Genomic DNA, 14,400 nt, shown 5'->3' on the forward strand with positions numbered 1-14,400 from the left:
ACTTCGGAAGTGGGGGATTGTTCTATATTTCAGATAACATTTCTTTACATGAGTACAAAACACAATTAATCAAAATCTAAAAGAAATACAATCCTATAACAAAAATAATTCCCGAATATATTAATGCGGTAATACAAAATCCCATGATATCACGTGCTTTAAGACCAGCGATAGCTAGGGCAGGCAACGCCCAAAATGGCTGTGCCATATTCATCCATGCTTCTCCGTAGGCAATCGCCATCGTTGCTTTTCCTAAGTCGGCTCCAATTGCCTGTGCAGCAGGAATAACATAGGGACCTTGCACCACCCAATGTCCACCGCCTGAAGGCACTGCTAGGTTAACAATACCTGAACTGAGAAATGTTAAAAGCGGGAATGTGTCTTTATTTGAAACTTCAATAAAGAAATTCGTAATCATTTGACCAAGTCCAGATTGTTCCATCATGATTTGTATCCCTGCATAAAATGGAAATTGAACCAAAATACCTGCAGTTCCACCAACAGCTCTTTGAACAGCGCGCATATAAGACATCGGTGTTCCATGTAGAATAATACCAAAAATAAAGAAAATGAGATTCACAATATTGATATTAATATCGAAACCATGATGAATGAAATAGTAAATAATATAGACAATGCCAAGTAAACCAATTATATAAGCAAGAATTCTGCTTTCCTCTAATTTTTCCGCGATACTTGCTGTGGGAGGAAGCTTTCTGGATGTTGAAGTTTCTTCTTTCAATAAATCTGGATCAACAGCCACTATTTCGTTTTCAGGTCGCATCATCAATTTCGTTAATATCGGCAAAGTAACTAACAAGGCAGCCGTAATAAAAATATTAAATGGCGTTATTAATGTATGCGATATAGGAATAAGTCCACCTAGTTTTTCCACGGGATTCCCCGCAGTTGCAGCCGATAATGGAACAGAGCCCGATAAGCCTCCATGCCAAGTTAAAAAACCAATGTATGCGCTAGCAATTAATAGGCGATAATCTGCCTTTGGAACGCGGCGTGCGACCTCGCGTGCAAATAGAGCACCGACAACAAGACCAAATCCCCAGTTGATAATACAGCAAAAAGCAGACATGAATGTTACAAGTAAAACACCCTGCGTTGGAGTATGCGCCAATGAAGCAATTTTCCCCATCCATTTACGCAAAAGAGGCGAGCTGGCCAAGGCATGGCCTGTTACAAGAACCAAAGCCATTTGCATGGAAAATGCTAAGAGCCCCCAGACTCCATCTCCCCACATTTGTACGACATCCATTGGAGTACTTGGAGTTATCGTTGCACTAAGAATAAAGACAATCAGCGTTAAGATCATTGCAAAGATGAGTGGATCCGGTAAATATCGTTCCACTATTTTTGTGAAAAATTTTGTTACAGAACCAACCATTTTCTTCCTCCGTTCTTTGATGAAAAGTTTCTTAAAAAAGAGCTCTCCAAATATTAAGCGAATTCTATTTTCCAATGAATCTATCAATAAGACATATACTCTTTAAATTTAGAGACAGCTCTTTGAAACTCTAATTCTTGTGTTTGGCCAATAGTTCTGGTGCGACAATAAATTGTGCTTCCGTCTTCTCTTTCACTTCGGAAACGGTTACATTTTCGTGTGTTTCAACAAGAACCATTCCAGATGGCGTAAAATCAAATACAGCTAAGTCCGTGATTAAACGATGGACCACTTGCTTTCCAGTAAGCGGTAATGTGCATGTTCTTTTTACCTTTGATTCTCCAAATTTATTTACATGCTCCATAATAACAATGACCCGTTTTGCGCCATTCACCAGGTCCATCGCGCCACCCATGCCTTTGACCATTTTTCCGGGTATCATCCAGTTCGCTAAATCTCCTTGTTCTGATACTTCCATCCCGCCAAGGATTGCCAGATCAATATGACCGCCTCGAATCATGGCAAAGGACTCTGCACTATCGAAGAAAGATGCGCCCGGAACAGCTGTCACTGTTTCTTTTCCCGCATTGATCAAATCCGGATCTTCTTGACCTTCTATAGGATAGGGCCCAATCCCTAACAAACCGTTTTCAGATTGCAGCAAGACTTTGAAATCTGCCGGGATTTCATTCGCTACAAGGGTTGGAATTCCAATACCAAGATTTACATTCATTCCATCCTTAATTTCCTTTACTGCTCTTTGCACAATTATAAGATGCGAATCTTTCATATTCAGTCCTCCAATCTATGAAAATCTTATGCTTTTACAACGGTTCGCCGTTCAATTCGCTTTTGATAATTTGTACCAAGTAATAAACGCTGTACAAAAATTCCTGGAGTATGAATTTCATCCGGATTTAATTCACCGGGTTCCACAATCTCTTCCACTTCCGCAATGGTGATTTTGCCTGCCATTGCAGCTAATGGGTTAAAATTACGAGCTGTTTTACGGTACACGAGGTTTCCTAATGTATCTGCCTTCCACGCCTTCACCAGCGCAAAATCTCCCACAATTCCCCGTTCTAACAAATACGTTTTACCGTCAAATATCTTTGTTTCCTTCCCTTCCTCAATAGGTGTTCCAACACCCGTTGCTGTATAAAAGCCCGGAATGCCTGCACCGCCAGCACGAATCCTTTCTGCAAGTGTTCCTTGGGGCACTAATTCAACCTCTAATTCACCACTTAAAAACTGCTGTTCAAAAATCTTATTTTCTCCTACATAGGAAGACACCATTTTTTTTATTTGTTTGTTCGCAAGTAAAAGACCTAGTCCCCAGTCATCCACTCCACAATTATTGGAAACAACCGTCAAATCTTTTGTACCTTGTTCTTTCAGTGCTTGTATAGAACACTCAGGAATTCCGGAAAGTCCGAATCCCCCGACAATAATGGTTGCGCCATCTTGAATGTCTGAAACCGCTTCCGAAAATGAAGTCATCCATTTACTGTTCTCCACTCATTTTCCCCCTTTTCCCTTTATCACAAAGTTCAGAATGGTCCGATATCAAGTTTACAGTTCTGCTTTTTATTAGTAAAATACATATATAGAATAAATTGTATGAATATAAGGAATAAATAGGAGCTTCATGAATGGATATAAGAGAAATTAAAATGTTTATCGAAGTGGCAGATCATAATAGCTTTACTAAAGCAGCTGAGCATTCATACTTGTCCCAGCCTTCTCTCAGTAAAGCGGTAAGGAAGCTAGAAGAAGAACTTCAAGTGGAATTATTTGATCGATCTACCCGCCACCTGCGCTTAACAGATGCCGGGCGCATTGTCTATCAGCAAGGACGCAGGGCACTTGCCTCTTTAAATGAGTTAGCCACACTGTTAGATGAATTAAGAAATGTAGAAACCGGCGAACTAAGAATTGGAATTCCGCCACTAATCGGAACCCTTTTTTTCCCTGATATTGCACGGCGTTTCCATGCAGCTTACCCAAAGGTAAAACTCCAACTTGTAGAGCTCGGTGCAAAAAGAATTACGCAAATTATTGATGATAATCAAATAGACCTAGGAATCATTGTCCTGCCGGTTGATGAGGAAAAATTCAACCTCTACCCCTTTATTACCGATGAGTTTGTTTTATACATCCATACGGAACATCGGCTTGCCCAGAAACAGTCTATTACATTAAGCGAATTAAAGGATGAAAAATTTATATTATTTACCGAGGATTTTACCCTACATGATGTGGTCATAAAAGCTTGCAACGAAGCGGGATTTGAACCGATAGTTTCCTATGAAAGCACTCAATGGGATTTGATTGTGGAGCTAGTTTCCTCCAGAATGGGGATCACCATATTACCAAAATTAATATTTAACAAACAAAATCATGCCAATATTAAAATGATACCAATTAAGGAACCATCCCTTCTCTGGAGATTAGGCATTATTACAAAAAAAGATGCTTACCATTCTTATGCGTTAAAGAAGCTTTTAGAAATGCTAACAACATAATTCTTTACTTGGAAAAATGTTGACGGACATGCCCTATAAATACTAAAAACTAACAATCTATCATAGATTGTTAGTTTTTTTACTTAGTTATTACTAACTAATAGATAATCCGATTTTTCCCAATTGCTTTGCGTTTTCCAATCTGTCAAATGCCTCTTTATATTGCTCAAGTGGAAAAATTCGATCCACAGCTGGCCGTATCTGGTGTTTTTCCATGAACTCGATCATTTCTTTATATTCTTCACCGCTACCCATAGTAGAACCTAAAAGATTAAATTGCCCATAGAAGAAAGCACGGAGATCGAATTGGATACTATCCCCTGTAGAAGATCCAAATGTTACAATCGTACCGCCAGGACGCAATTGATTCAGAGATCTATTAAATGTGGCGGCTCCTACACATTCGATGATAAGATCCATTTTTTCACCGTTAAACTCTTGCTCCCAATCTGCACCTGTATCGAACGCTTGATCAGCTCCAAGTGCTAGTGCTTTTTCACACTTTTCCTTTGAACGAGAGGATACATATACCGAAGCACCGGCCGCCTTTGCAAATTGTAATAGAAAGGTTGCAACACCGCTCCCAATCCCAGGTATGAACACTTTCATTCCAGATTGTACTTTCCCTCTTGTCACCAATGCTCTATAGGCTGTCAATGCTGCGAGTGATAGAACCCCAGCTTCTTCCCAGGTTAAATACGATGGTTTAGCCACAACATTTGCCGCCGGAACAATTATTTTTTCGGAAAAAGTACCATCAGTTGGATGTCCTAAGATATCAAATCCAGCCGGTGGTGCATCGCTTTTTTCCTTCCATCCTAAGCTAGGATTAATCATCACCTCATCCCCAACTTGAACACCAGTTACCCCCTCACCAATTGCATCAACTATCCCAGCTCCATCAGAACCAACAATCACCGGTGGATCTGTAGGCTTGTGGCGGGTGAGAACTACAAATAAATCACGGTGGTTTAAGCCAGCGGTTTTTAATTTTACCCTTACTTCTCCTGCTTGCGGAAGTTTTTCTTCCACTTCCCTTAATCGTAATCCTTCAAAACCTGCCTTTTCAGCGTGTATGAGTGCTTTCATTTTCAGGTGCTCCTTTTTATTTATTTTTGTCAGAAACTACTATATATTTTATACCTTTTTTCCAGTTATACCAAAGCATCTACATCGAATGGGGAGTTTTTTTACAGAATGTTAAAAAAGTAAAACTTTTCTCCAATATCATCGTATAATTAGATGAGTTTGGACAATGTTTTATGATGGAATTCTTTTAAATTTTTTGATTTTTATATACAAAATCTAGTGGTCGAGGAGGTAAAAATGAAAAATAGAAAAAGCATTTTAGGAGTAATTGGCGGGGCATTACTCGTACTACTTTCCAAATTAAAATATCTTATCGTTGTGTTAAAAATTGCTAAGCTTCATACGTTAATTTCTTTATTAATCAGCGTTGGGGCTTACACATTGCTATACGGATGGAAGTTTGGCGTCGGACTCGTGTATTTGCTGTTTATACATGAAATGGGGCATATGGTGGCGGCACGCCAAAAAGGAGTTCCAACCACTGCGGCAGTTTTCATTCCGTTTATCGGAGCAGCCGTAGGAATAAAAGAAAAGCCAAAATCTATCAAAGATGATGTGTATATTTCATTTATGGGACCGGTTGCCGGTTTATTATCCATCCTACCCTTTTTTGTTCTTTATTACATGACACATGAATTGTTCTGGTTGGCATTATTCCAGGTCGGTGCAATGATTAATTTATTCAATCTGATACCAATGATGCCATTAGACGGCGGTCGCATAGCAAAAATGCTTAGCAAAAAATTAATTATCATTGGATTGGTTGTCATAGCAATCGCTGCCATTATCAGTCCTGATCCTATTCTTATTTTACTAGTGATTTTTGGAATCTTTCAGGTTTTTGCGATGAAAAGCGAGGACAGGAGAGAAAAGTATTTTCTTAACCAATCGTTGGAATGGAAGGAAAGAATACAGGAGTGGGAAAAATTAAAAACGGAGTATATGAATCTTCCAGACGATGCCGAGAAGTTAGCATGGTTAAACGGAGTAATCTACGAATACAAAGGGATTCTTCATTCCACCAATAACGCATTATCCGGAAAGCGCGATCAAAAATCAGAAGCTATTTACGAGGCAAGAATGCATGCGTATCGAATGATTGTCTCTCAGCTTGAGTCCTTATATGATGGGGATTTGGCTCAAGAACCGATCTATTCAGCCCAGGCAGAAGTCGAGCAGCAGCTGCAGAAAATCCATTTCTATAAAAATACAACAAAGAAAGATAAACTGATCGTCTTTATATTCTACCTTCTGTTAATCTTGATCCTATCGGGCTGCATGGTGTACTCCCTGCAAACCCTAGACCTAGACCAAGCCCGCCAGGTTTTTAGGTAGATACATTTGGATGTAGTGCCAGGCATCCTGAGTTCAACTAACCATACGAGTGGACAAATTGCAAATTGTTCACAAAGGGTGCCTGGCACCAAAACCTATAGTACCAAAACGTATGGAAACTTAAACATGATTTCTAAATGTGATGCTGATTTTTGTTCCTGCGTTTAGTTGACTGCTATATTTTACTTTACCGTTCATAGATTCGATAATATTCAAGGAGACGGTGGTGCCAAGGCCTGTACCTTTGTCTTTTGTCGTGTAAAATAATGTTCCAATCCGGGAAAGCTGCGCCTCCGTCATTCCTTTCCCATTATCTTTAATGACTATTTTTATTTGCCCGCCTTCCTGAGTTAGAGAAACCCATACCTTTCCCCCATTAGGCGTCGCTTCAATTGAATTCTTAATAAGGTTTACAAGTGCTTGCTTTAACTGATTTTTATCCGCTTGATACTCTACAGCTTCTTCAATATTATGTTCTAATACAACCCCATTTTTTATGGCCATTGATTCCAGTAAAAAAACAACCTCCGAAACTACTTGATCCATTCTTATATTTTCCGGCTTTTGGAAGGCTTTTGGCTTTGCAAAATTCAAGTAATCACTAATAATACTTTCTGCCCTTCCCAGCTCGTTTAGTACAATACTCAAATATTCGTAATTATTTCCTTTTTCCTCTTTCTGAATCAGCTGCAGAAACCCCTTTACTACCGTCAAAGGATTGCGTACCTCATGAGCGATGGAAGCAGCAAGGTCCCCTAAAGTATTCAGCTTTTCTGCACGTTCAATCTCCTTTTTCACTAACCCTCTCTCAATAATGGCTTCGTGAAGCCATGAGGCAATTCCAATGCCCAATATTTGAATCAAGCCGAAAATAAAAATGAAGGATATCAGTTTTCTAGTAACAACTTCATCCTGTAAAAAAAGTTGATGGGAGAACAGAATACATAGTTGAATAACCTCCGGCCAAAATCCCATCAGAATGGCTGACCACATTCGTCTCCGTTTTGGCAGTTTCATAAAAAACTTTGCACATATAAAAGGGACAATGGCGGTACCCAAAACGCTGGCAAAACCGATTAAGAGAGTATCCCCTCCTACATACACCCTCGTAATAAAAATACTAAAGAAAGTTATCCCCCCGGCTAATGGTCCTCCATATATAATCGATAAAATAAGTGGTATATACCGAAGGTCCCAATAAAGACCATAACCAGTATAGGTGCATAATAAACAAAGTGCACCTGAAATACCATAAAGAATTCCGATTATATATGGGGATTTGCCGAGCTTCCGATTTTCAAAAATCATACTGTAGATAAGCACCGGCGCTAAAATAATGAGTACATGTAGAAGCAATTTTTCTGCGAGCATACAATGTTTTACCTCATGATCCTGAGTTTTTTATTAAAGTAATTCGACTATTTTTACAAATATCCTTCAACATAAAGCAAAATACCTAAGACCTTTTTCGGATATATTATTGGCAAATTTTACACATAGAATATAAATCTACCGTTTTATAAAATAATTAGTATATTAATAGCTTTTCAAAATAAAGGAGAAAAAAATGCGTATAAAAAAATGGCTGGCGCTTGTCCTATTAGCCTTTCTTACACTAGCGACCATACCCAATTATTCAAAGGTTTTTGCAGAAAATGATGTAACACCCTTAAAGCTCATCAAAACTTCTCTTAATCAAACAGAAGTAAAAATTGGTGACACGATCGTCATGACCTTCGAAGTAGCACCCGATCTGGAATCTGGGCCAAATGAAGAAAGTGATAGTACTTTAATACAATTAAGTAATCCTTCCGGAAAAAAAATTCTCACCATGATGAAGTATATTGGGAACAATAAATATGAATTTCGCTGGAAGGTAGACAATACAATGCAAAATGGTGAGTGGTCTGTTGCCTATGCGGAGCTTTCCGATAATGCAGGAAATATAAGTAGATATTATGGTTCCGACTCCCTCCTACAAAAATTAAAATTTACGGTCCTTAATGGAATTAGTGATGTTACACCTCCCAAGCTTACAGATGTAAAGGTTTTAACCCCTAATGTGAAGGCGAATGGAGAAGCGAAACTAGTACTTACTATTTATGATGAAAGTCCAAACGTAACGGGACTTGTCAGCATCAGACATAAAAAGACAGATACCTATCTAAGCGGGCCGCTATCGTATAATAAAAACACGAAGCAGTATGAAGCGATTATTCCAATACCACCAAACGCAAAAAATGGAGTATGGGAATTCGATTATGCAGATTTGGCTGATAAGTTTGGCAATGAGAAAATGTATTTTATCACAAAAGAACCATCCTTGGCTGGAAGAACACTCCAAGTTACAGGCGGATCTAACGATTTTACACCTCCAATTTTTCATTCCGTAAAATTGTCTGAGACCAATGTGTATCCCGGAAACAGCTTCACTGCATATGTAAATGCCGAGGATAAAGAAAGCGGAATTGACCGTGTAAACATATCCTTTCATCATATAGGCACAGAGAACAATTTTTGGAGCCCTATGGAGCAGGTAGGAAATTCAAATATGTATAAGGCGGATTTTCCCATTTCTCTTAGTCAAATGAGCGGGGACTATTATATTGATCAAATTGATATTACCGATAAGGATGGTAATATTCGTTTTGTTCACCCTAGCCTTACGGATGAACAATTTCCGACGCTGACAATCCTCCCTTTTTTCACCGGTGTCAATTCAATGGATATCATGCGGGGAACATCCTTTGACCCACTTGAAGGTATCAAGGCATATTCTCCAACGGAAGGGGATCTAACGGATAAAATTCAAACAGCAGGAAATGTAGATACAAACGAGAACGGCTTATATTTAATCACTTATTCTGTCCAAAGCCATACACAAAACTATACTTACAAAAATTATCGCTGGATTACCGTTAACGATACTGTTTCCACTGAAAATACGGATGACAACGATGCACTCTTTTTTAATACAAATGTCAAAGTAGGAGTTCCAACAAACCAAACAGTAAGTCTGATTGACAGCAATAACAAAGTAACAGCCTTGAAGAAAAATTTTAGCATCTCTAGTGAAGGAAAGTATGCTGTTTCCTACTCTACCTCCAAAGATACTAAAAAAGAGCAAATTCGTTTTGTCGTTGATAAAACAGCTCCTTTTACACCGACAATCAATACGGTTACTCAAAACTCAACCACTGTAACCGGAAAAGCGGAAGCAGGCACTACAACAAGACTTGTCATCAATGGCAAGTATCTGAAAAAGGTTAAAGTGAATGCAAAAGGAGTCTATTCCTTTTCCATTCCTAAGCTAGAAATCAATACGGTAATCAAAGTAAATGCTACTGACATGGCAGGCAATACAAGCAATTGGAAAACAACAAAGGTCGTCTATGCGCCAACTCTAAATCCGGTTAGCAATAAATCAACTTCACTTTCCGGAAAAACATTGCCATATGAAACAATCAAATTATATATTGACGGTAAATATATTAAGAGCATCAAGGCAAATGGAAAAGGTAATTTCAAAGCAACGATTAGCAGGCAGCGAGCCGGAAAAGAAATCAAAATTGTTTCCATTAACAAATTACAGCAAGCAAGTCCTGCAGTAACTACAAAGGTACTAGATAAAATCCCTCCAGTAGCACCTATTATAAACAAGGTAACAAGCAAATCTACTTCCTTAACTGGAAAAGGGGAAAACTACTGTACCCTGTATGTCTATCGTAATACATCACTTCTTGGAAAAACAAAAGTGGGAAAAAGCGGCTTATTTAAATTAGGAATTCCAAAACAAAAAAAAGGCACGGTTTTACGCGCCTACCTAATCGACCCATCCGCCAACCAAAGCAAACAAATAACAATAAAAGTACAATAGTGGTGCCAGGCACCATATTCAAAGCATCGCTTAAGCTGTGATCGATGAGATTTTTCATGTTTCTGTATTTTACCGGACACACACATTCCGTTATTTAATGAAATTCACATAATTTCAGCTGGATTTTGCCATAATAACGGAACTTGGTGTCCTTTTAATTCCTAAAAACACCACTTTTGTCACAAAGAACGGAAAGTATTTCCGCAACCGTTCCACATAAATAGCATCCCTATTAGCAAACTCTAACTACAAGAGAACAAAAACCATTGTGACTAGTACTTTTTTATACAACCCAGTTTCTAAACTACTTGGTCTAACAAATTTGATATAAGCCTAAATCCATAGTGATTTAGGCTTTTTAAATGAATGTAATATTTCTCTGCCAAAATCATTGGCAATTGTCCCATTTTTTATGCAATCTCTCTCCTGCTATTCCCATTTATACGAAAATACCTATCTATCACAAATCCAAAAAAAGATGCCAGGACTTGCTGAAACAGCATCGAAATAATAACAGGGGTGGCAACACTCGGATGAAAATACGTAACTGCGATTACAGCGCCTGCACTGATATTCCTCATTCCACCCAAAAAGGTTAAAGCAACCGTTGTTTCATTATCCCTCCTAAGCAATCTGCCAATTAGGAACGAAAATAGATAACCGGTAAAAGCAATTAGCAACACAACCGCGCCAATACCGAACAGCTTTAAACTAATATGTTTTAAATGCGGAGCAATGACTGCGCCATTCAGCATTACTACAAGTCCAAGACATACCTTTGAAAAAGGAGCGAGTTTTGTTCCCAAAGTATCCTTGATTCTTCCTTTAGTTATTTGATTTAAAAGCATTGCGAGAATGGACGGCGCTACTACCATTTCAAAGAGCCCCTTCATAATGCCGAGAGTGTTCAACTCTACCCTCTGCCCCACAAAAATGGAAAGCGTATAAGGCACAATAAATGGCGACAAAAACGTATCTATTAAAATAAGGGACAAAGTTAATGCCATATTCCCTCTATAAATGGAAACCCAAATAACACTCGTAACACCTGTCGGGATAACCATGCCCAATATTAGCCCGGTCATGGTATAAGAATCCCCATGGAAAAAGACATGCCCCATTCCCCAAGCCCATATCGGCATCACAATATGTAAAATTAGAAGTGCAATAATAATCGAAAATGGATGGGTCATTACCTTCTTCAATGAATGGAAATTGGATCCAAGGCTTCCTGCAAAGGTCATAAAAGCAAAAATCCATGGGATCAAGAAGGAAAAATCCTTCAAATACACCGATAATAATACTCCGAGAATAACACTAATTGGTGTAATAAAAGGCATCCATTTCTCAAGCCGTTTATTCATAATAGCTAACAACAATAACATCTCCTACATTCATGGTGTAAAAACAAAGACGCATTTTTCCTCCCTTCCATTTTATCAAAATTGCTGCAGCCTATATAAAATATCTTTGATCCTGGAGTATTCCTCTTATCAAGTTACAAACTTCACCAGTAACTACTCACTATTTGTCAAAAGCGATAACTATTTGACTAATGATTATCATTGTACACAGGAAAACACTGTTATAGTATTTAGTGGAAAAGGACCGAATGATGGGGAGGATATATATGAAAAATAAAGCTTTTCAAGTTTTAATATCATTTTTTCTAACCATAATTGTATTTGCCCCATTACATGAAACGAGTGCGGCAACAAAGACAGGTGTCGTTGACATGGAGAGTGGAGTCCTTAATGTTAGAAGTGGACCCGGGATTCATTATCCAAAAGTCGGTTCGTTAAAATACAAAGAAAAAGTTGCTGTCTACTCCGTAAAAAGAGGATGGGTTCAGATCAAATATGGCCACACAAAGGGCTATGTTTCAGATAAATATCTAAGAATTTATACCCCGATATCCGCTACTGAAGCAAAAAAGATTACCGACAAGGCAATGTTAATGGAAAGAAAAACTTGGGAGGAAAATTACACGAAATCACAAATTTATTCTATAATGGCACCCGGATTTACTAAAACATATATCGATAAATACTTTAAACAACAGTTTAGAACAGCTGGGAAGGATCGCAAAGGAAACCAGCTTTATCATATTATTGAAACAGAAATTTGGGGATTGGCACTTTATCCAATGGATTGGAAGCCAGAGTATGAACCGAAAAAGCCAACGGTTACACACTACTTTAAAAGCGGGAAAGAATATCTATACGTTTCTCAATACCATCTAAATGAAGAAACGGGCAATAAGACGACCACCATCTGTTTCATTAAAAAGGGATCCAAGTGGCTATTATTTGATCATCAAGTAAAATACTCTCCTTAATAAAATGGGCACAGAATAATTGGTGCATTAAATTTGGGCATATGGTGCCGGGCACCCTTCGGTAAACCTCTGTGCCCGGCACCATGATCATTCAATCCTACAAAGCATAATCGAAGCAGACAAGGCTCTCGAATATTTCCGGTGTGAGGCGGGAGGTAGAGAGAATACCACGGTCAGGAGAATGTTCAAAGCATTTAGTTACCCAATTTTCCGCCGCGTAAAACCTTCTTTTATCTCCCGTGATCCCGATATCATATTGCGCTTCCTCCAGAAGATGAGCTGCTGTAAAAACATCATACATAAAATCAGCGAGTTTTTTAGCGACCGCATTTTGAGCGTCTATATCCTGTTTGAGGGCATGCTCCATAAGACTTTCCGTTCGCATAACCTCTTTCATAACCTTCTCTTTTATAGATAAAAGCTCCGGCTGATTAATTTTCTGAAGTGTTTGTAAAAGTTCTTCTACAAACGGAACTCCACCGCCTTTTTGAAGCAGTTTCATCACCTCTAATGATTGAATGTTGGCCGTTCCCTCCCACACCGGGTTCACAATCGCATCCCGAAGCAATCTTGGTGTTACATATTCCTCTATATATCCATTTCCGCCATGGAGCTCAAGAGCATCCTTTGCCGCTGACACACCAAGCTCACTGCAGCGGTATTTTGCTAGTGATAGCAAAATTCTCAAAAGCGTATAATCTTTTTCCGAATGATTTCCGTACGTATGAACATGGTCAAATAAACGAATCATTTGTACGGTGATTGTCCACCCTGCCTCAATTTCTGTTATCATATTCGCCAGCGTTTCCTGAACCATTGGGAAGCGATTAATAGTTTGACCAAATGCATTTCGATGACTTGTGTAAATAGCTGCCTCTAAAAACGCTCGTCTGGCAATTCCAAGTCCGGCAATAGCAGTCCCAAGCCTCGAGACATTCAATGCTTCCGCCATATATTTGAATCCGTGATCCTCTTCCCCAATGAGATACCCCACAGCCTCTTGTAAAATTAACTCCCCACAGGGAACCGCTCTTACGCCCAATTTATCCTTTAATCTGCGGATGGTTACACGATTTCTCGTACCATCCGGAAGTGTCCTCGGTACCAAGAAAAGACCAAGGCCACGTGTCGATGGCTTATCATTTACTCGAGCCAAAGTAATGGCTACTTCTGCATCACAATTGCTGGCAAACCACTTTTCCCCTGTTAAAAGATAGTGATTCCCTTGTTTTACAGCCTTCGTTTCCGTAGCCCCAACATCTGAACCGCCTTGAATTTCGGTCAAGAAGGTTGCACCTTGCGCGTGCAGCTCCGGATCTGTAGAGGCTAGACGCGTAAGATACTCTCTTTTTTGTTGCACCGAACCAAACTTTTCAAGAACGAAGGCAGCAGATTGCGAAAGACCTACCGGACAGGTAAAACCAGTTTCTGCTTCACACAGTAAATATAGCAAAATAGAATTCACCATAAACGGGATTTTTTCCGGTGCGTCCTCGTCATAACGAAGCGAAACTACCCCTGTTCCAAACCCATCTTTTACCGTTTGCAAATACCCTTCGTTATACCATATCTCATTTATTTCCTCACCTTTTCGGTTGTAGCGTACTAGCTTAGGAGCACCATCTCGATCTGAATAAACCGCTCTTTTATCAATTTCCCCCGCGGCTATCTTCCCAGTCTTTTCGAATACAGGCTCCACATATTCCAAAATGGCTTTCGATAAATAACGGCGGGCATAACGGGTTAAAATCGGATCGTCACTATACCAGTTAGCTTCATTCCCGCTTTCCCATTTTTCATAATGCAGTTTTGTACTATCTTTTATACTTTTTGACAC

General features: G+C 39.1%; 11 protein-coding genes. 4 read left to right on the forward strand and 7 right to left on the reverse strand.

Features of this window, described 5'->3' with window-relative positions; all coding sequences use genetic code 11:
• Positions 1-76: 76 nt before the first annotated feature.
• The 3 genes from KHA87_RS13135 to KHA87_RS13145 all read right to left on the reverse strand — a co-directional run bounded on the left by KHA87_RS13135 (position 77) and on the right by KHA87_RS13145 (position 2,899).
• Positions 77-1,399, reverse strand: coding sequence for a TIGR00366 family protein (locus KHA87_RS13135; RefSeq protein WP_213094615.1), 1,323 nt, complete (start codon positions 1,397-1,399; stop codon positions 77-79).
• 130 nt (positions 1,400-1,529) lie between these two features.
• Positions 1,530-2,189 carry a CoA transferase subunit B gene (locus KHA87_RS13140; RefSeq protein ID WP_213094616.1) on the reverse strand — a complete coding sequence of 220 codons (660 nt, stop codon included), beginning with the start codon at positions 2,187-2,189 and terminating at the stop codon, positions 1,530-1,532.
• Between the two features lie 26 nt (positions 2,190-2,215).
• On the reverse strand, positions 2,216-2,899 hold the full coding sequence (locus KHA87_RS13145) for a CoA transferase subunit A (protein WP_213095165.1): 684 nt from the start codon (positions 2,897-2,899) through the stop codon (positions 2,216-2,218).
• A 152-nt stretch (positions 2,900-3,051) separates the two neighbouring features.
• Between KHA87_RS13145 and KHA87_RS13150 the strand changes: the two genes are divergently transcribed.
• Entirely contained in the window at positions 3,052-3,924 is an 873-nt protein-coding gene (locus KHA87_RS13150; protein ID WP_213094617.1) for a LysR family transcriptional regulator, read from the forward strand.
• Between the two features lie 93 nt (positions 3,925-4,017).
• Here the strand turns inward: KHA87_RS13150 and KHA87_RS13155 are convergent, their stop codons facing one another.
• Complete coding sequence (locus KHA87_RS13155; protein ID WP_213094618.1) at positions 4,018-5,013, reverse strand: zinc-binding dehydrogenase; 996 nt, start codon at positions 5,011-5,013, stop codon at positions 4,018-4,020.
• A 237-nt stretch (positions 5,014-5,250) separates the two neighbouring features.
• Here KHA87_RS13155 and KHA87_RS13160 point away from each other — a divergent pair, with 237 nt between their 5' ends.
• Positions 5,251-6,348, forward strand: a complete 1,098-nt coding sequence (locus KHA87_RS13160; protein ID WP_213094619.1) for a site-2 protease family protein — start codon at positions 5,251-5,253, stop codon at positions 6,346-6,348.
• Positions 6,349-6,468: 120 nt separating this feature from the next.
• Here KHA87_RS13160 and KHA87_RS13165 read toward each other — a convergent pair whose 3' ends face one another.
• Positions 6,469-7,719, reverse strand: coding sequence for an ATP-binding protein (locus KHA87_RS13165; protein ID WP_213094620.1), 1,251 nt, complete (start codon positions 7,717-7,719; stop codon positions 6,469-6,471).
• 196 nt (positions 7,720-7,915) lie between these two features.
• Between KHA87_RS13165 and KHA87_RS13170 the strand changes: the two genes are divergently transcribed.
• Positions 7,916-10,225, forward strand: coding sequence for an Ig-like domain-containing protein (locus KHA87_RS13170; protein ID WP_213094621.1), 2,310 nt, complete (start codon positions 7,916-7,918; stop codon positions 10,223-10,225).
• Positions 10,226-10,635: 410 nt separating this feature from the next.
• On the opposite strand, the gene KHA87_RS13175 is transcribed toward KHA87_RS13170, so the two are convergent.
• The gene (locus tag KHA87_RS13175; protein WP_213094622.1) at positions 10,636-11,601 is read right to left on the reverse strand and encodes a bile acid:sodium symporter family protein; all 966 of its coding nucleotides are present in this window, start codon (positions 11,599-11,601) and stop codon (positions 10,636-10,638) included.
• A 254-nt stretch (positions 11,602-11,855) separates the two neighbouring features.
• Between KHA87_RS13175 and KHA87_RS13180 the strand changes: the two genes are divergently transcribed.
• On the forward strand, positions 11,856-12,563 hold the full coding sequence (locus KHA87_RS13180) for an SH3 domain-containing protein (RefSeq protein WP_213094623.1): 708 nt from the start codon (positions 11,856-11,858) through the stop codon (positions 12,561-12,563).
• Between the two features lie 97 nt (positions 12,564-12,660).
• Here the strand turns inward: KHA87_RS13180 and KHA87_RS13185 are convergent, their stop codons facing one another.
• A complete protein-coding gene (locus KHA87_RS13185; protein ID WP_213094624.1) occupies positions 12,661-14,400 on the reverse strand; it encodes an acyl-CoA dehydrogenase family protein in 1,740 nt (579 codons plus the stop codon).

It is taken from the genome of Bacillus sp. FJAT-49736 (assembly GCF_018343615.1).
Lineage (GTDB): Bacteria > Bacillota > Bacilli > Bacillales > Bacillaceae_C > Margalitia.